Origin of the sequence: Streptomyces sp. NPDC005794 (genome assembly GCF_042871445.1) — a bacterium.
GTDB lineage: Bacteria > Actinomycetota > Actinomycetes > Streptomycetales > Streptomycetaceae > Streptomyces.
Map to the genome: position 1 here is coordinate 131,634 of NZ_JBIAIN010000013.1, position 17,867 is coordinate 149,500.

The window sequence follows — 17,867 nt, forward strand, 5'->3', positions numbered from 1 at the left end:
CTCAGCCCGTCTGGAGGACCATCCACATGTCCGGTTCGGCGAGCGGGGTGAACCCGAGCTTGGTGTACACGCCGTGGGCGTCCTTGGTGGCGAGGAGGAACCTGCGCACGCCCAGCGGAGCCAGTTCGTCGCGGACGGCGGTGACGAGCCGGGTGCCGAGGCCCTGGCCGCGGGCCGCGCGGTCGACGTAGACGTCGCATATCCATGCGAAGGAGGCGCGGTCGGTGACCACGCGAGCGAAGGCGACCTGTTCCCCCGAAGCGGGGTCGTAGGCACCGTAGTTGAGTGAACCCTCGATCATCCGGTCCTGTTGTTCACGGGTGCGCCCCAGGGCCCAGTAGGCGTCCGTGGACAGCCAGTGGTGGATGCGGGCGTCGCGTCGAGCCGCGCGGGGTCGTCGGAGATCTCGTAGCGCCGCACGGCGGTGTCGTGGTCGGTCATCCCGGGAGGCTATCGCCCGGCGTCCGCACCTCGTCCATGGCGGTGCGCAGTCTGCGCACCCCCTCGGCGATCTCGGAGGGGCCCGACACGGCCGCGAAGCTCAGCCTGATATGCCCGGCGGGTGGTTCGGCGCAGTGGTAGGGGCGGCCGGGTGCGACGGCGACGCCGGCCCGCAGGGCGGCGGCGACCAGGGCGGGCTCCTCGGCCCCCTCCCCGGGGAGCCGGAGCCAGAGGCTGCCGCCACCGGACGGCACATGCGCCAGGGTGGGTTCGGGCAGCAGGCCGCGCAGGGCGGCCGTCATCGCGGTGCGGCGGCCGCCGAGCTCGACGGCCGTGGTGCGCAGATGGCGCTCCCAGGCCGGGGAGCCGACGAGTTCGAGCGCGGCCTCCTGGAGCGGACGGGGCACGAAGAAGCTGTCGACGACCTGGATCGCGCGCAGCCGTTCCCGCACCGGCCCTCGGGCGGCCAGCGCCCCGACGCGGAGGCTGGGAGACGTGATCTTGGTGAGGGAGCGCACATGGATCACGACGCCGTCCGGGTCGTCGGCGGCCAGGGGCTCGGGCAGCGGGCCGGCGTCGTCGTGGACGAGGTGGCGGGCGAAGTCGTCCTCGACGACGAAGGCACCCGCCTGCCGGGCGGCCCGCACGACGCGCTCGCGCCTCTCGGGGGCGAGGACCACGCCCGTCGGGTTGTGGAAGAGCGGCTGGCAGACGAGAACCTTGGCCCCCGTGGCCCGGAACGCGGCTTCCAGCAGATCGGGCCGCACCCCGTCGGCGTCCATCGGCACGGGGACCGGCCGCAGGCCGGTGGCGCGGGCGGCGGCCAGCATGCCCGGGTAGGTGGGCGATTCGACGAGGACGGGGGCGCCTGGTGGGGCGAGGGCACGCAGTGCGGTGGCCAGGGCGCTCTGCCCACCCGCCGTGACCAGGACGTCGGGCCCGGTGAGGGTGCCGCCGATCTCCCGGGCGAACCAGGCGCACAGCTCGGCCAGCCCGGACGTGGGCGGCCTGCCCCAGGCCCCGGGCCGGCGGCCCGCCCGGGCCAGGGCGGCGGCGAGGGCGCGCTCGGGCTGGAGGCCTGGATGGAGGTAGCCGCCGTTGAATTCGATGACGCCGGACGGCGGCGCGGCGAGCGTGACGAGCACCCCTGAGGCGTCGACGGTGCGCGGCACGACCTCCGGCCCACCGGCCCCGCTGAGCGAGACCTCCTGCCAGGAGGTGTCCCCCTCGACGGGCGCGGCGGGGCGGGTCTCGGCGCGGAATGCTCCGGAGCCGGGACGGGTGACGACGAGACCCTCGGCGGCAAGCTGGGCGACAGCTCTGGAGACGGTGACCGGACTGACCTTGAACCGGTCGACGAGAGCCCTACTCGACGGCAGCTTTCCACCTGGCGAGTAGCGGTTCAGCTCGCTCCGCAGAGTAGTTGCCAGCTCGGACACGCTGCTACGCTCATACATGACAGCACAGAGTAGCGCTACCGCCCAGGACCCGATAGCAGTTGGGTCGGACCGGCTCACTTCCGTACGCCGCAGCCCGGGAGGCGGCCTCCTGCTCGCCGGCCTCGGGGTCCTCGCCTTCTCGCTGACCTTCCCCTCGACGGTATGGGGCCTGGAGAGCTTCGGTCCGTGGTCCCTCGTCGCCCTGCGCAGCGTGCTCGCGGCACTGATCGCGGGATGCGCGCTGCCGGCGGGCCGGGTGCCGCTGCCGGCGCGCCGCCACTGGGCCGGCCTCGCGGTCGTCGCCGGCGGCGTGGTGGTGGGTTTCCCGCTGCTGACCTCGCTGGCCCTGGAGACCTCCACGAGTTCGCACGCGGCTGTCGTGGTGGGGCTGCTCCCGTTGACCACCGCGCTCTTCGCGGCCGCGCGCACCGGGGCGCGTCCGCCGCGCGCCTTCTGGGTCGCGGCGCTGGCCGGGGCGGTCTTGGTGATCGTCTTCACCGTCCAGCAGAGCGGCGGAAAGCTGTCCGCCGGCGATCTTTACCTGTTCGGGGCGCTGCTGGTCTGCGCGGCGGGATACACCGAGGGCGGCAGGCTGGCCAAGGTGATGCCGGGCTGGCAGGTGATCGGCTGGGCGCTCATCCTCGCCCTGCCGGTCGCGGTGGCCGGCGCCGCCGTCGCCCTGCCCTTCGAACCGGTACACCTCACGGCGCGTGGGGTGATCGGTCTGGTCTGGGTGGCCGCCGGGTCCACCTTCCTGGGCCTGTACGTCTGGTACCGGGGCATGGCGGAGATCGGGGTCCCGCGGGCCAGCCAGCTCCAGCTGGCGCAGCCGCTCCTCACCCTCGTCTGGTCGTTCCTCGCCCTCGGCGAGGAGGTGTCCGCCGCCGCCCCGTCGGCGGCGGTGGCCGTCCTGGTGTGCATCGCCGTCACCCAGCGCGCGGGCAGCCGCGAGACCCGCCGCACAGGGGCCGAGGCGCCCGTCCGGTCATAGACTTGTCGACATGGACCACCACCCGTGAGGAGGTCACCCCCGATGGAGGCACACACGGGCGACCGGCTGCTGACGCACGGCAGGACCGTGGGACAGCACGACCGTGTCGCGGAGATCATCGAGGTGCTGGGTGACGGGGGCAGCCCCCCGTACCGCCTGCGCTTCGAGGACGGGCACGAATCGATCAGGTCCCCGGGCCCCGACAGCGTCGTCCAGCACAGCGCTGCGGAGGAACGGGACCGGTAGGGCGCGCGTACGCCGGGGGCACGAGCGGCCCCCGGCGCACGCGTCCGGGGCGTCAGCGCGGTGTGCGCGCCCTGACCTGGTAGTGGTCGGCCACCACCCGGGCCATCGCCCCCGAGGGGTCGGCCTTCACGTGCTTCGCCGAGAAGTAGACGTGGCCGCCCACCTCCGGATGGCCGGCGGCGAAGTCGAGGTGCCGGGAGAGTTCGGCCGGGTCCTGCCAAGCGGCGGGCTGGGCGGGATCGCCGGCCTTGTAGAGCGCCTCACCGACGTACAGGCCGACGCCGGTACCCCTGACCGTCTCGGCCCACCACGGCAGCAGCTTCGCGTAGTCGGCGGCGGCGAAGCCGATGTTCCAGTAGATCTGCGGGCAGATGTAGTCGATCCAGCCCTCCTTCACCCATTTCCGGGTGTCGGCGTGCAGGTCGTCGTAGGTCTGTACGCCGGCCGCCGTGTCGGAGCCCAGCGGATCGGTCTTCGCGTTGCGCCACACGGCGAAGGGGCTGACCCCGAACCGGACGCCACTCCTGACCTCCTTGATCCGTGCAGCCGTCTCGCGCACCAGCCGGTCGGTGTTGTCGCGGCGCCAGGCCGCCTTGTCCGCGAAGTCCTCGCCGTACCGCTCGTACGCCGCGTCGTCGTCGAAGACCTGGCCCGCCACCGGGTAGGGGTAGAAGTAGTCGTCCCAGTGCACCGCGTCGACGGCGTAGCGGCTCACCGCGTCGAGCATCGCGTCCTGGACGAACTCCCTGACCTCGGGCAGCCCCGGGTTGTAGTAGAGCTTCCCGCCGTACGGCAGGACCCAGTCCGGGTGCACCCGGGCGGGGTGGGAGGCGATGAGACGGGAGGGGTCCGTGTGGTTCGCGACCCGGTACGGGTTGAACCACGCGTGCAGCTCCAGACCACGCGCGTGTGCCTCCCGGACCGCCGTGCCCAGCGGGTCCCAGCCCGGGTCCTTGCCCTGGACACCGGTGAGGCACTGGGCCCACGGCTCGTACGACGAGGGCCAGAGCGCGTCGGCACTCGGCCGGACCTGGAGCACCACGGCGTTCAGCCGCAGGGCGACCGCGCGGTCCAGGTGCGCGATCAGCTCGGCCTGCTGAGCCGCGGCGCTCAGGCCCGGCTTCGAGGGCCAGTCCAGGTTGGCGACCGTGGCGATCCACACCCCGCGCAGCTCACCCTCGCCCGCCCTGCGGCCCCGGCCCCCGTGCCGGGGGGAGCCCGGCCCGCGTGCGGCGGCGGCATCACCCGCCGTCAGCAGAGCGGCCGCCGTGCTCGCCGCACCCACCACCAATGACCTCCGGCTCATTCGACGCATCTGTACACCTTTCACTTTCCTGTTCCCGTATGTCACGTCGGCAGTGCGTGACGCAGATCATGCCCGCCCCGGACCGCCCGACCCGCAGCTCACCGGAGCCTGATCGCGGAGTAACGTCGTGGGGCCGAGGCGGGCACCGGAATCAAACGGGAACTGCCGCACGAGATCAGCGAAAGGCACGAGGTGACGGACTCTATGGCCGACATTGCACGCGTCGGAGTGGTGGGCTGTGGCCAAATGGGCGCAGGCATCGCGGAGGTGTGCGCACGCAGCGGCCTCGAGGTCAAGGTGGCCGAGACCACCGGCGAGGCCCTGGAGATAGGGCGTACCCGGCTCCACAATTCCCTCTCCAAGGCCGCCGAACGCGGCAAGATCACCGTGGAGGAGCGCGACGAGACCCTCGCCCGTCTCAGCTTCACCACCGACCTCGGTGAGTTCGCCGACCGCGATCTCGTGATCGAGGCCGTCGTGGAGAACGAGCAGGTCAAGACCGAGATCTTCCAGGTGCTCGACCAGGTGGTGACGCGGCCGGACGCGATCCTCGCCTCGAACACCTCCTCCATCCCGCTGGTGAAGCTGGCCGTGGCGACCTCCCGGCCGGACCAGGTCATCGGCATCCACTTCTTCAACCCGGCCCCGGTGCAGCGGCTCGTCGAGCTGATCCCGGCGCTGACCACGTCCGACGAGACCATAAAGCGTGCCGAAGCCGTCGTGCGGGACGTGCTCGACAAGCACGCGATCCGCGCCCAGGACCGGTCGGGCTTCGTCGTCAACGCCCTGCTGATCCCGTACCTGCTCTCCGCGATCCGGATGTTCGAGTCGGGCATCGCCAGCCGCGAGGACATCGACAACGGCATGGAGATGGGCTGCGCCCACCCGATGGGTCCGCTCAAGCTCGCCGACCTGATCGGCCTGGACACCGTGGCCTCGGTCGCCGACTCGATGTACGCGGAGTACAAGGAGCCGCTGTACGCCGCTCCCCCGCTGCTGCAGCGGATGGTCGACGCGGGCCGGCTCGGCCGCAAGACGGGCTCGGGTTTCTACTCGTACTGACCGTCCTACCGACAGGCCCGGCGCTGACACCGCTGGGCCTGTCGGGGACGCGTTGCCCGAGGTCGGACCCATGTGCGGCCCGCAGCGCCTTGTCTCGTGCTGCCGACCCGGTGTCGTGTGGGAGCGCTGCGGAGCAGTGGCGTGGGTGGTCGTGACCGAGGTCTTAACCGTCCTACGGTCTGCTTCTGACGGCCGCGCAAGAAGCCGTCGAAGAGTTCGTACTCGGTGCCGTACGTGCCGTCGTTCTCGACCTTTTCCGTCTTGATGGCCGTGGGCTCGTCGGTGCGGACCAGGTAGGAGTACTTGATGCCGAGGTCTGGGACTTGGCCCGGTCGGGCAGCCAGACGGAGGCGATCCGGCCGATCGCGTCGTGGGCGAGCAGAAGGACACCCAGAACAACGAGACCAAGACCCAGTACACCGAGACCAACGGCCTGCTGACCAGGACGGCCGTCACCAACGCGGTCGGTCACGTCACCACCACCGACTGCAATTCCGCCCGCGGCGCGTCCACCGGCCAGAGTGACCCCAACGGCAAGCGCACCTACGACGATCCTCCACGGGGCCGCTCGTGATCAACACAGAGATCTCCGCCCGTGAGGTTGTTGACAGTCGTCAGTTAAACTGCCGGTATTTCGAAGGGAGACGCCGTGTCCGTCGAGCCGTTGCCCACCATGGATCGCAGCACGCTGCGGGAGCGCGTCCTGCAGGCCCTGCGGACGGCGATCACAGCGGGTGCCTACCGGCCGGGTGACCACCTCGGCGAGGTGGAGCTCGCGGAACGGCTTGGCGTAAGCCGTGGGACCGTGCGCGAGGCTCTGCGTCACCTGCAGCAGGAGGGTCTGGTGAGAGCGGGCACTCGAGGGATGCTTCGGGTGAACTCCCTGTCCTCAGAGGAGATTCGGGGCATCTTCCGGGTGCGGGCAGCCCTTGAGGGGCTCGCGGTCACCGAGATCATCGCCCGGCCGGACCGGTCGGACGCCGTGTCGGCCCTGCGTGCGGCGGCCGAGGAGCTGGCTGCCGCAGGGGAAGATTTCGCCGCGCGCGTGGAGGCGGATCTCGGTTTCCACATGCGTCTGTGCGAGCTGTCGGGCAACACGATGCTCGTCGAGTCATGGCGCCACCTGGAAGGCCGGATCCGGGTCACGATCATGAGTCGTGACCCGGAAGAGGCCCCAGTGATGATGACGCCCGGTCGCCACCTGGCATTCATCGAAGCCATCGAGGCCGGGGATGTCCCTGGCGCGATCGCTGTTGTAGACGAGCACATGGCCGCGGCAGCCGATCACTTCGCCGCCGCTACGTCGAACTGACTCCGGCTCCGCGGAGGCCTTCGCCCACGACCATTGACAGTGAGGCCGTCGGCGTGGATTGTTTCACTCATGTCTGCCGAGTGTTAACAGTCAACCCTCGACTCCCAACCACACATGGTGAGGCAGTCCGAGGAAGGATCAACGGAGATCACTCATGCCTGCACAGAACATTCCGTACGGGGCCGATGCACCGCAGGCTTCGGTCAAGGGAACGCCCGCGAAACGCCGGGTCGCTCTCGGCTCGTCGATCGGCGCGACGATCGAGACCTATGACTTCATCGGCTTCGGCACTGCTGCGGCCCTGTACTTCAACGACGCCTTCTTCCCTTCCACCGACCCCCTCTCCGGGACACTGCTGTCGTTCGCCACGCTGGGCGTCGGGTTCGCCGTCCGGCCGATCGGCGGGATCATCGGCGGCCATCTCGGTGACCGGATCGGCCGCAAGCCCGTGCTGGTGGGCTCGCTGCTCTTGATGGGAATCTCCACGGTCCTCATAGGGGCGTTGCCGACGTACCAGCAGGTCGGGGCATGGGCGGGAGTCCTGCTCGTGTTGGTCCGCGTGGTGCAGGGGCTGGCATTCGGCGCCGAGTGGGGCGGCGCGATCCTGATGACCTTCGAGCACGCTCCCTGGCGCAAACGCGGGCTCTACACCGGGATCACTCAGGCAGGTTTCCCGGTCGGGCTGCTGCTCGCCAACACGGCGTTCCTGCTCAGTGTGCCGCTCGGTGACCAGTGGGCGTGGCGTGTGCCATTCCTCTGCAGTGCTCTGCTGATCGTCGTCGGCATCGTCATACGGCTCAAGGTCGAGGAGTCCCCCGAGTTCGAGGCACTCAAGTCCCAGGGCGAAGTGTCGCGCAACCCTCTGATGGAGGTGCTGCGTACGGACTGGCGCAACGTTCTTCGGGCCTTCTGCCTCCGGACCACGGAGACGGCCGGCTACGCCCTCTCGGTCACTTTCGTCTTGTCCTACCTGGCCAGTGAGGAGCTCGCCGACCGCTCCGTGACGCTGCTGGCACTGATGCTTGCCGCCGGTCTCGGTATCGCGGCCACCACGTTGTGGGGTGCGCTGACCGACCGGGTGGGCCGCCGCCCGGTCTACATGTTCGGCACCGCGATCACTCTGGCGTGGGGTGTTCCGCTGTTCCTGCTGCTCAACACCGGCAGTGCGGGGGCCATCGTACTCGCCTTCATCCTGAGTTACGCGGTGTGCCAGAACAGCCTGGCCGGTGTACAGGGCGCCTGGTTCTCCGAGCTGTTCAACGCCCGGACCCGTACCAGTGGAGCGTCGCTGGCCTACCAGCTTTCGGCCGTCGTATCGGGCTTCACCCCGCTGATCGCGACAGCGCTCTTCTCCCGCACCGGCTGGGTCGGCCCGGCCCTGCTGTTCAGCGCCTACGGCCTCCTCGGGCTGATCGCCACAGCGCTGACCCGGGAGACCTGGGGCCCGGCCGAGCGCGAGCGGGTCGCCGCCCTCGAACAAGCCTTCCCGGACTCCCCTGACGACGTCCCTGCGCACCGATCACAGCTGATCAGCGGCGCCTGACACCCGCCATTCGACCTTCAACCACCAGTGCACCAGAAGGAGGAACCGATGACCTCGGTGACGACGGACCAGCCACTGACCTCAGCCGGTGAACGGGAAGCGCGGATCGCCCGATTGCGGGCGGCAGCAACCAGGATCCGACGCCACGCACTGACCATGGGGCAGGTGCAGGGCCAGGGCTACATCGGCCAGGCCCTGGGCGTGGCCGACGTGCTGGCCGTGTTCTACGCCCGCCAGGACGGCGAACTGCGGCTACGCCCCGAGGACCCGGAATGGGACGGACGGGACCGGTTCCTGCTCTCCATCGGCCACTACGCGATCGCGCTCTACGCCGCCCTGGCCGAGGCAGGGACGATCCCTGTCGAGGAGATCGCGACCTACGGCTCCGACGACTCACGGCTGCCGATGTCCGGCATGGCCTCCTACACACCCGGCATGGAGATCTCCGGCGGCTCACTCGGCCACGGACTCGGCGTGGCCTGCGGGATGGGGCTCGGGCTGCGGAAACTCGGCAGTCAGGCACGCGTGTTCAACCTCCTGTCCGACGGCGAACTCGATGAAGGCTCGACCTGGGAAGCCGCAATGGCCTGCGCCCACCACGGACTGGACAACGTCACCGCGATCGTCGACATCAACGGCTTGCAGGCCGACGGCCCCACAGCCGGCGTGCTGCGCACCGAGCCGGTCACCGAGAAATGGCAGGCATTCGGCTGGAACGCCGTACGCGTCGACGGCAACGACATCCCCGCCCTGCTCGCCGGGCTCGACAGCCTCCGAGACCACACCGGCAGCCCGTCGGTGCTCATCTGCGACACGCGTACCGGGCGCGGCGTGCCGTTCCTGGAGACCCGGGAGAAGGCTCACTTCATGCCCGTTGCCGAGCACGAGTGGCAGGCCGCCCTTGACCACCTCGAAGGAGACCAGCAGTGAGCCCCACCCAGGAAGCACCCCGCAGGCGCCTCACCACCTCGGCGATGATCGCCTCGTTCGCCGACCCGGGCCAGCGGACCGCCTCGGCGCCGTTCGGCCACGCACTCAACCGGCTCGCCGAGGAGTGTCCGGAGATCGTCGGACTCTCGGCCGACCTGGCGAAGTACACCGACATGCATGTCTTCCGCGACGCGCACCCGGACCGCTTCCATCAGATGGGCATGGCCGAGCAGGTCATGCTCGGAGCCGCAGCCGGGCTCGCCGAGGTCGGGTTCATCCCGTTCGCGTCGACGTACTCGGTGTTCGCCACCCGTCGCGCCTACGACTTCCTGTGCCTCGACATCGCCGAACCCGGTCTCAACGTCAACGTCGTCGGGGCGCTGCCCGGGCTGACCACCGGCTACGGGCCGAGCCACCAGGCCACGGAGGACCTGGCGATCCTGCGGGCCTGCCCGAACCTGACCATCGTCGACCCCTGCGACTCGGTCGACATCGAACAGGCCGTGCCCGCCCTCGCGGCCCATCCCGGCCCCACCTACATGCGGCTGCTCAGGGGCAAGGTGCCCACCGTGCTCGACGAGTACGACTACCGCTTCGAACTGGGTAAGGCCGCCGAACTCCGCGGGGGCCGCGATGTCCTCTTCATCTCCACCGGACTCATGACCATGCGCGCTCTGCAGGCCGCGGAGCGGCTGGCGGCCGACCACGTGGACGCCGCCGTCCTGCACGTCCCCACGATTAAGCCGCTGGACACCGAGACCATCCTGCGGCAGGTCCGCGGAGACCGGCTCGTGGTCACGTGCGAGAACCACACCGTCATCGGCGGCCTGTCCGAAGCCGTCGCTGCAACCGTCGCCTACGGCGGCGTCAGTACCCGCATCGTCCCCGCCGCGCTGCCCGACGAATTCCTCGCCGCCGGTGCCCTGCCCACACTGCACGACCGCTACGGGCTTTCGACGGATGCGCTCTGCGCACGCGTCAAAGCCGCTTTCTGAACCATATTCCCAGGAGATACACCATGAGCGTCACCGAACTGACGGCCGTTGTCACCGGAGCCGCCTCCCTACGCGGCATCGGCCGGGCCACCGCTTTCGCCCTCGCAGCCGCCGGCTGGAACATCGCCGTGCTCGACCTCGACGAGGCCGAAGCCAAGAGCACCGCGGATGAGATCGCCCATCGCCATGGCGTGCGTGCCGTGGGCCTGGCCTGCGACGTGACCGACGAGACCGCCGTCTCCACCGCCGTGGACACCCTTACCGCAGACGCACCCCCTATCGGCGCACTGATCAACAACGCCGGCATCACCTCCCCCACACGGTTCCTGGACGTCGAGGGCGCCGAATGGGACCGCATCTTCGACGTCAATGTTCGCGGCGCCTACAACATCACCCGCCGACTCGCCCCCGGCATGGCCGAACGCCGCTTCGGACGCATCGTGTTCCTGTCCTCGGTGTCAGCCGAACGTGGCGGCGGCGTCTTCGGGGGAGTCGCCTACTCCGCTGCCAAGGCCGCACAACTCGGGTTCGCCCGTGCGCTGGCCCGAGAGATCGGCCCCCAGGGCGTCACTGTGAACAGCGTCGCTCCCGGCCTCATCGACACCGACATCACCGGCGGCGCACTCGAAGGCGAACGCAAAACAGCGCTCATCGCAGGTGTCCCCGTCGGCCGCAACGGGCGGGTCACCGATGTCGCCGACCTGATCACCTACCTGTGCCGCGAGGAATCCGGCTACATCACCGGCGCAACCTACGACGTCAACGGTGGCTCCCACATCCACTGATCGTCACACCCGGTCGCCTGTGACCGCCCGGCAGGGTGCCAGCACCGCGACGACAGCGAACCACCGCTGGCGCCCTGTCCACCCTCCACTACCGCTCCGCCTCGCCACGGATTGTGTGGTGGAGCGAGTACTCGCCGCGATGTGACACGAACCCAGTCCTCGAAGCGGCACCCCGCATCGTGGAGCGCGAAGGCGTCACCCTCTACGCCGTCGGCGCCGAAGCCGGCCTGCCCAAGGGAGGACTCCTCTACCACTTCGCCTCCCGCGAGGACCTTGTCCAGGCCATCCACCAGCACCTCACCGACCAATACGTCCTGATGCCGCAATCCTTCGGGGCCTGGCATCCTCTCCTGGGCTTCGTCCGTGCTCGGCGCGGCACGGACGAACCCTGATGCGATGTGAAGGGATCAGCCCATCCCAGGCACCAGGAGAACCTTGCAGGCGTCGCCGGTGAGGAGGTCGATGGCCTCGTCGGCTTGGCTGAGCCTGAGCCGGTGGGTGATCAACCAGTCCAGGTCCAGGCGCCCGGAGTTCAACAGAAGCAGTGTCTGCTCCCAGGTGTCCCACAGCCGGCGGCCGAAGATCCCGCGCAGGGTGATACCCCGCTTGTTGATCTGGGCAGCGACGTCGATCGGTACGGGCCGGCCGGGGTGCCCCACCGTCACGACCGTTCCTTCGCGACGCAGAGCGTCGAAAAGAGGCGGCAGCGCGGCGGCTGCTCCCGAGCATTCGAAGGCCACGTACGCGCCGCCGCGGTGGCCGCTCAGTTCGCGGCTGCGCTCGACGACGCCGTCGCCGGGCTCCATCGTGATCACTCCGAGTCGCTCGGCTGCGGCGCGGCGGAAGGGGTTCGGCTCGATCACGATCACGTAGGCGGCGCCCATGAGGGACGCGAGTCGGGCGACGACCATGCCCACCGGGCCGGTGCCACTGAACAGAACGCCACGGCCGGCGACCGAGTACCCGGCTCGCTGGATGGCGTGGACGGCGACACCTGCGGATTCCAGCAGGGCGCCGGTCTCCAGCGGCACGCTGTCGGGCAGGGGGACGCAGATGTTGTGGGGCACGGCGACTCGTTCGGCGAAGACGCCGTCGAAGTGCATGCCGAGGATCCGCGTGTGCTCGCAGGTGTGGGCGTCCACGGTGCGGCATGCGAAGCACTGGCCGCACGGGAGATGGCTTTCCAGGGCGACGCGGTCACCGACGCGCAGGTTCTCCACGCCGGCTCCCACCTCGACGATGGTGCCTGCCGCTTCGTGGCCCAGGACGACGGGGAGTCCCAGGTCGAATGCCTGGGCTGCCGGTGACCACTCGTAGCATTCACGGTCGGTGCCGCACAATGAGGCTGCTGCGATGTCCACGACGACTGTGCCGTCGCTGGCCTTGGGCTCGGGCGCGTGGGTGACGTACTCGACTCCCTTGCCTGCGGTTGCTTTGACGACTGCCCTCATGAGCTCGTTCTCCTCGGGTTCGGGATGCGTGTGGCGGGGTTCTTGACGGTGAGTCAGGCCGTGGGGTTCGGCTGTGCGAAGCACTGGAGCACATCGATCGGACCGACTTGGCCGCCCTTGAGCAGGAGCCGGCAGTCGGCCACCGCCGCTGTGCTGTCGGTGCGACAGATGGGGACGGCCGTGACGAACTGGGCCGCGACGCGCAGTTGACTCACTCCCATGGCCAGTAGGGCGTGGCTGGAGGTGTCGCCGCCGAGCACGGCGATGTCCCGGGTGAGCCCCTTGACGGCCATGGTCTTGGCCAGGGTGCCCAGGAGCTCGCCCACATGGGACGCGTCGACGGGGCCGGCCGCGGCGTAGCGCGGGTCCTGGGTTCCGCGGGTGGTGTGCACGACGACGTTCCGGCCGGCCGCGAGCCAGGCGGCTGTGCGCTGTTCCAGGTCGTCCATCAGGGACGGGTCCTGGCCGTTGAGCAGCTGCGGGGGCACGGCCAGTTCGGCCCAGCCCTCAACCGGGCCGGCCTCCGCCGCATCCGCTTCCACGGCCTACGGCACTCCACCGCCACCCTGCTCCTGGAACAGGGCGTCGACCTCGTCGTCATCAAGGAACTCCTCGGCCACGCCCACATCGGCGTCTACGCGAACCCTCGGGAATTGCGTCAGATGGGCAAGAAGCTGCAGGTCGCGAGGTCAGGGCAGGATTTGCCCTCTGAAGGGGAGGGTGAGAGTGGGTCTACAGCGACGCGCCGACCTGGCTGGGGCAGCCCATCTGGAGCTGGTCTCCGGGGTGGTCCAGCTGCGTCCGCAGGACGCGATGGTCGAGGCAATGGTGCGGGGCTGGCGGGCCCAGCAGGCTGCCCGCGGGCTCCGCGAGGACACGGTCATCGCCCGAGAACGGCTCGTACGCCGGTTCCTGGAGTACACCAACGAATACCCATGGGCCTGGACGCCGGGGCATGTGGACGAGTGGTCGCTCTGGCTGACCAGCGAGAAACACCTCGCGCCATCCACGATCCGCAGCTACCAGGGCAGTCTGCGTCTGTTCAGCGAGTTCCTGATCGACGGCCGCTACGGCTGGGCTGTGGCCTGCGAGGACGCCTTCGGCACCCACCCGATAGCGATCTGCCACGAGTGGAACACCATCGCCCACCTCAACAACTACGAGGGCAGTCCGGAGGCAAGGCCGTTCACCCGCGAGGAGATTCAGCGCTTCCTCGACTACGCCGACGACCAGGTCGACCGAGCGGTACGGGCCAAGCGCAAGGGGGCCCTCGCCGCCTACCGGGACGCGACGCTCTTCAAGGTCAGCTACGGGTGGGGGTTGCGCCGCACCGAGGCGGCCACACTCGACCTGATGGACTTCGGCCGCAACGCCTCGGCCCCGCACTTCGGCCAGTACGGCACGCTCAACGTCCGCTACGGCAAGGCCAAGAAGGGCCAGCCGCCCCGGCGCCGGAACGTACTGTCGGTGATGGACTGGGCGGTGGAGGCGGTCGCCGACTACGTGGAGAACGTGCGGCCACGGTTCGGCTGCGAGGACCATCCCGCACTCTGGGTGACTGAACGGGGCGGCCGGATCAAACCGGCGGAGATCAACTCCCGGTTCGTCGCCTACCGTGACGCGCTGAAGCTCCCGAAGCAACTCGTCGTCCACTCCGCTCGCCACGCCTACGTCACCCACCTCACCGAGGACGGGGTCGACCGGCGGTTTCTGCAGCAGCAAGTCGGTCACGAGAATGACAGCTCCACCGCCATCTACACCCACGTCAGCGACGACTTCATGAACACCATGCTCCACAAGGCACTTGCTCCCGCACTCGCCCCGACCGCTTCCGCACACAAGGACCGCTGATGGCCGCGAAGCTGGACTACCAATGGCACCTGCGCAAGGTCATGGCCGACCGTGGATTCTTCTCCACCACGGATCTCATCCCGTTGCTGGACGAACGCGGCATCACCCTGTCCTCCAGCCAGGTCTACCGGCTTGTCGTCGAGCGCCCCGAACGGCTCAGCCTGAAGATCCTCATGGCCCTGCTCGACATCCTCGACTGCACCATGGACGACCTCATCGAGCCCGTGGCCGCAGCCGGCGCCGGATCACTAACCGAACGCAGAAGGCTGTTGGCGCCGAGAGAGGTGTCGGTGGCCTGCGGCCCAAGCGAGCCCGCATCCGTGGTGTCGAGCGGCCGTGACCGCACCCGGGCACCCCGAGCGGGCCGTCTCCGATCCGGTCGGGCTGATCGTGGACCTTGTCGCGGTCGTCGAGCATGGCCTGGAGCCCGACCGGATCCGCGCCGTGGTCACCAGCGTCGCGGGCGGCCGCTCGAAGTCACGCCGCCTCGCGTCGCATCTGACCGAGCATCCCAGCGTGCTGAGCGACGGACGCTCTCCGGCGCCCAGGGCCGTCGGCGACCTGCTCATCGCCCTACGTGAGGCCGGAGCCCAGGCGGTCTCGGCGCCGTGATGCGCCGAATGCGGCAGACAGATGCGAACCCTTCAGCGCCGCGGCCAGGACTGGTACTGCTGGAACTGCGGACCACAGCCCGAGCCGTGTGCTTCCTGCGGAAACACCCGCCGGGTCGCTTCACGCGACCGGGCCGGGCAGCCACGATGCGGCAAGTGCCCGGACACCGATGGCCGCGACCCCATCACGGTGATCGGCGCCCTGATCACCGAACTGGACTCGCAGGCCGAGCAGGAAGTGATCGCCGACGCGGTCCGCCGATCGGCACCCCGCCCCTCCTACCAGCAAAAACTCGCCTGGGCTCTGGAATCCAACCCTGCCTTGCTGACCGGGAACGGCCATCTTGCACCCCACCGCGCGATCCTCCGGTTGATCGACCTGCTGCACGAGGCAGGCGTCACCGGGATCGTCCGGCCGTCCTGCCCCGGCTGCCACAGAGTCGTACGCATCGACAAGCCCCTGAACGGACAGCGGGTCTGCCGCACCTGCATCTCCCACTCCCGCATCGAGGAGTGCTCGGGCTGCGGAGCCCGCCGGGAGCCGGCGACCCACGACGATCAAGGTCGGCCGCTATGTCCGAACTGCCTGGTCAACGACCCTGCGAACCTGGAGACCTGCATCAACTGCGGCAGACTAAAGGTCGTGAGCACTCGCACGCCGGACGGTCCGCTCTGCTCGAGCTGCCCCTCCTTGCCAACTGCGACCTGCAGCATCTGCAGCGAGGAGAAGCCCTGCGGCACCTCCCGCACCACGGGCCAACCGTGGTGCCCGCACTGCCAGCGCCGCTCAGCACCATGCTCAGCCTGCGGACGCGTCACGGCTGTCGTCTCCGGCACCCTCAACCAGCCCCTATGCGCGGACTGCACCACCCCTGAGGTCTGGCACACCTGCCCCACCTGCAACGACCCCGACTACCCGCACCCCGGTCAGTGCGCTCGCTGCCTCATCAACCGGCGCCTCAACGAGCTTCTGGGCCCTCCGTCCGATGCCCTCCACCCCGGCCTCGAAGCCCTCCTACACAACATCGCCACCACCGAGCACCCCACCACCGCCCGACGCTGGCTGAACAAACCGCCCGTCTCCCTGGTCCTGTCCGACCTCGCGGCCGGCCGACGGGCCCTGACCCACGAGGCCCTCGACGCATTGCCCGACAGCCCGCCCCTCGCCCACTTCCGCCAAGTCCTCGTCGGCGTCGGTGCCCTGCCCGAGCGGGACGAGTACATGGTCCGCCTCGAACGTTTCCTCACCGGCCTCCTCACATCCCAGCCGGACCCCGAACAACGCAAAATCCTGCACCGGTACGCGATCTGGCACCTGGTCCGGCGGCTTCGGCGCCGCAGCAACGGCCGCCTCCTCACCCCGCAGCAATTCATGTCCGCGCGTCAACGCACCCACGCGGCTGTCGCCTTACTGAACTGGCTGACCGCCCACCTCACCCGGGAAACCTGCCGCCAGGCCGACCTCGACCGGTGGCTCACCGACGACTCCGCCACCTACCGCCAGACAGCCGGGCACCTCACCCGCTGGGCCCACACCAGGAAGCTCACCACCGTCCACGTCCCCGCCATCCGCTGGAACGGCCCCACTCAACCGCTCGATGACGAGCATCGCTGGAACGTCGCACGTCGGCTCCTGCACGACGACACCCTGAAACCCGAAGACCGTCTCGCAGTGCTGCTTCTCCTCCTCTATGCCCAACGGCCATCGGCGATCGGTCGTTTGACCATCGAGGACGTCGAGGTCGGCGCTCAAGAGGTACGTCTTCACCTCGGCGATGCCCCCGTCCAGCTACCCGAGCCCGTCGCCGCACTGGTCCACGCGGTCGTCGCGAACCGCAAGGGCCACGCGACCATCGGGGCCTTGACCCCGTCTCCATGGCTCTTCCCCGGCGGCCAGCCTGGACGCCCGATCAGCACCAGCCAGCTGACACAGCGGCTGAACCAACTCGGCATCCGCCCCAACCAGGCCCGTAGCACCGCTCTCTTCCAGCTCGCCACCGAAATCCCCGCCGCGATCCTCGCCCGCACCCTCGGCATTCACACCGACGTCGTCGTCGCCTGGCAACGACTCTCCGCGGGAGACTGGGCCACCTATGCGGCCGAGGTCAGCCACCGCACTTCACCGCAACAACAGCCGGTCCACGAACAAGGAGCAAAATCATGAGATTCGACAACCATCGAGTCGTCATCAGTGCTGCCGGCCGCGACTTCGGGCGAACTCTGGCGATCCGGCTCGCAGACCTCGGCGCCGAGGTCTTCCTGTCCGCACGCAGCCTCGCTGCCGCTGAGCGTGTCCGTGATGAGATCCGAGACCGAGGCCATCAGCGGGTTCACGCCTATGCCTGCAATCTGACGGATCCCGCCTCAATCCGTGACTTCGCTTCCAGCGTCACCCAGCACACCGACCACGTCGACATCCTGATCAACAACGGCTCGCGCTACCTCGAAGGACCGGACCTCCAGTCAGCCTCCGACGCCGATGTCGTCGACACCATCGCATCCGGCGCCACGGGCACGGTCCTGACCGTGAAGAACTTCCTTCCACTCCTACTCAACTCGGACAAGCCGGATGTGGTGACGATGGTCTCCGCATGCGGAACGGCCGGACATCACCGCTCGGACGCACACGACGCCTTCTATGCAGCCAAGAGCGCACAGGCCGGGTTCACCGAGATCCTCTCCAAGCGCCTACGGCCCCAGGGAGTCCGAGTGATATCGCTCTACCCGCCCGACTTCGACAACACCGACCCACTCTCCGAGGAGTGGAAGTCCACTCCTCGGGAGGCCAAGGATGCCCTCACCGCCCAGTCGCTCGTGGAGTGCATCCTCTTCGCAGTCGCCCAGCCCCGCGACTGCTTCATCAAGGCATTCCACTTCGAACAGGTCTGAGAGGGCATTTGATCT

The 17,867-nt window shown here is 69.2% G+C and carries 17 protein-coding genes and 4 pseudogenes; 16 read left to right on the top strand and 5 right to left on the bottom strand.

All coding sequences use genetic code 11. The features are described 5' to 3' along the window. Nucleotide 1: 1 nt before the first annotated feature. Together ACFYQ5_RS21910 and ACFYQ5_RS21915 are read right to left on the bottom strand one after the other, a co-directional pair. A pseudogene (locus ACFYQ5_RS21910) lies at nucleotides 2-441 on the bottom strand (GNAT family N-acetyltransferase). Further along, nucleotides 438-1,898 (bottom strand): PLP-dependent aminotransferase family protein, encoded by a 1,461-nt coding sequence (locus ACFYQ5_RS21915; protein ID WP_389199622.1) that lies wholly within the window; start codon nucleotides 1,896-1,898, stop codon nucleotides 438-440. The pseudogene ACFYQ5_RS21910 and the gene ACFYQ5_RS21915 overlap by 4 nt, the downstream one beginning before the upstream one ends. Here ACFYQ5_RS21915 and ACFYQ5_RS21920 point away from each other — a divergent pair. Both ACFYQ5_RS21920 and ACFYQ5_RS21925 read left to right on the top strand, forming a co-directional pair. After that, complete coding sequence (locus tag ACFYQ5_RS21920) at nucleotides 1,897-2,871, top strand: DMT family transporter (RefSeq protein ID WP_389199624.1); 975 nt, start codon at nucleotides 1,897-1,899, stop codon at nucleotides 2,869-2,871. The genes ACFYQ5_RS21915 and ACFYQ5_RS21920 overlap by 2 nt on opposite strands. 42 nt (nucleotides 2,872-2,913) lie before the next feature. Beyond that, nucleotides 2,914-3,117 (top strand): DUF1918 domain-containing protein, encoded by a 204-nt coding sequence (locus ACFYQ5_RS21925; RefSeq protein ID WP_389199626.1) that lies wholly within the window; start codon nucleotides 2,914-2,916, stop codon nucleotides 3,115-3,117. A gap of 52 nt (nucleotides 3,118-3,169) precedes the next feature. On the opposite strand, the gene ACFYQ5_RS21930 is transcribed toward ACFYQ5_RS21925, so the two are convergent. After that, nucleotides 3,170-4,432 (bottom strand): glycoside hydrolase family 10 protein, encoded by a 1,263-nt coding sequence (locus ACFYQ5_RS21930; protein WP_389199628.1) that lies wholly within the window; start codon nucleotides 4,430-4,432, stop codon nucleotides 3,170-3,172. Between the two features lie 195 nt (nucleotides 4,433-4,627). Here ACFYQ5_RS21930 and ACFYQ5_RS21935 point away from each other — a divergent pair, with 195 nt between their 5' ends. The 8 genes and pseudogenes from ACFYQ5_RS21935 to ACFYQ5_RS21970 form a co-directional block, all read left to right on the top strand. Then, nucleotides 4,628-5,485: a 3-hydroxybutyryl-CoA dehydrogenase gene (locus ACFYQ5_RS21935; protein WP_389199630.1), complete on the top strand. Its 858-nt coding sequence runs from the start codon at nucleotides 4,628-4,630 to the stop codon at nucleotides 5,483-5,485. A gap of 370 nt (nucleotides 5,486-5,855) precedes the next feature. Then, a complete protein-coding gene (locus ACFYQ5_RS21940) occupies nucleotides 5,856-6,059 on the top strand; it encodes a hypothetical protein (RefSeq protein ID WP_389199631.1) in 204 nt (67 codons plus the stop codon). Between the two features lie 75 nt (nucleotides 6,060-6,134). Further along, nucleotides 6,135-6,797: a GntR family transcriptional regulator gene (locus ACFYQ5_RS21945; protein WP_389199633.1), complete on the top strand. Its 663-nt coding sequence runs from the start codon at nucleotides 6,135-6,137 to the stop codon at nucleotides 6,795-6,797. 154 nt (nucleotides 6,798-6,951) lie between these two features. After that, complete coding sequence (locus ACFYQ5_RS21950; protein WP_389199635.1) at nucleotides 6,952-8,340, top strand: MFS transporter; 1,389 nt, start codon at nucleotides 6,952-6,954, stop codon at nucleotides 8,338-8,340. A gap of 48 nt (nucleotides 8,341-8,388) precedes the next feature. Further along, nucleotides 8,389-9,270 carry a transketolase gene (locus ACFYQ5_RS21955; RefSeq protein ID WP_389199637.1) on the top strand — a complete coding sequence of 294 codons (882 nt, stop codon included), beginning with the start codon at nucleotides 8,389-8,391 and terminating at the stop codon, nucleotides 9,268-9,270. Beyond that, a complete protein-coding gene (locus ACFYQ5_RS21960; RefSeq protein WP_389199639.1) occupies nucleotides 9,267-10,265 on the top strand; it encodes a transketolase family protein in 999 nt (332 codons plus the stop codon). The genes ACFYQ5_RS21955 and ACFYQ5_RS21960 overlap by 4 nt, the downstream gene beginning before the upstream one ends. 23 nt (nucleotides 10,266-10,288) lie before the next feature. Continuing rightward, a complete protein-coding gene (locus tag ACFYQ5_RS21965) occupies nucleotides 10,289-11,050 on the top strand; it encodes an SDR family NAD(P)-dependent oxidoreductase (protein WP_389199641.1) in 762 nt (253 codons plus the stop codon). A gap of 113 nt (nucleotides 11,051-11,163) precedes the next feature. Next, a pseudogene (locus ACFYQ5_RS21970) lies at nucleotides 11,164-11,361 on the top strand (TetR family transcriptional regulator); the annotation flags it as partial. A 96-nt stretch (nucleotides 11,362-11,457) separates the two neighbouring features. Here the strand turns inward: ACFYQ5_RS21970 and ACFYQ5_RS21975 are convergent. Then, nucleotides 11,458-12,501, bottom strand: a complete 1,044-nt coding sequence (locus tag ACFYQ5_RS21975) for an alcohol dehydrogenase catalytic domain-containing protein (protein WP_389199642.1) — start codon at nucleotides 12,499-12,501, stop codon at nucleotides 11,458-11,460. Nucleotides 12,502-12,554: 53 nt separating this feature from the next. Next, entirely contained in the window at nucleotides 12,555-12,950 is a 396-nt protein-coding gene (locus ACFYQ5_RS21980; RefSeq protein ID WP_389199784.1) for a nucleotide-binding domain containing protein, read from the bottom strand. A 45-nt stretch (nucleotides 12,951-12,995) separates the two neighbouring features. On the opposite strand from ACFYQ5_RS21980, the pseudogene ACFYQ5_RS21985 reads away from it, so the two are divergent. The 6 genes and pseudogenes from ACFYQ5_RS21985 to ACFYQ5_RS22010 form a co-directional block, all read left to right on the top strand. Continuing rightward, a pseudogene (locus ACFYQ5_RS21985) lies at nucleotides 12,996-13,142 on the top strand (tyrosine-type recombinase/integrase); the annotation flags it as partial. Between the two features lie 85 nt (nucleotides 13,143-13,227). Continuing rightward, complete coding sequence (locus tag ACFYQ5_RS21990) at nucleotides 13,228-14,352, top strand: tyrosine-type recombinase/integrase (RefSeq protein WP_389199644.1); 1,125 nt, start codon at nucleotides 13,228-13,230, stop codon at nucleotides 14,350-14,352. A 41-nt stretch (nucleotides 14,353-14,393) separates the two neighbouring features. Beyond that, a pseudogene (locus tag ACFYQ5_RS21995) lies at nucleotides 14,394-14,519 on the top strand (XRE family transcriptional regulator); the annotation flags it as partial. 169 nt (nucleotides 14,520-14,688) lie between these two features. Beyond that, a complete protein-coding gene (locus ACFYQ5_RS22000) occupies nucleotides 14,689-14,964 on the top strand; it encodes a hypothetical protein (RefSeq protein WP_389199798.1) in 276 nt (91 codons plus the stop codon). 189 nt (nucleotides 14,965-15,153) lie between these two features. Continuing rightward, nucleotides 15,154-17,127, top strand: a complete 1,974-nt coding sequence (locus tag ACFYQ5_RS22005) for a site-specific integrase (RefSeq protein WP_389199646.1) — start codon at nucleotides 15,154-15,156, stop codon at nucleotides 17,125-17,127. After that, the gene (locus ACFYQ5_RS22010) at nucleotides 17,124-17,852 is read left to right on the top strand and encodes an SDR family oxidoreductase (protein WP_389199647.1); all 729 of its coding nucleotides are present in this window, start codon (nucleotides 17,124-17,126) and stop codon (nucleotides 17,850-17,852) included. Before ACFYQ5_RS22005 ends, ACFYQ5_RS22010 begins: the two co-directional genes overlap by 4 nt. Nucleotides 17,853-17,867: the final 15 nt, after the last annotated feature.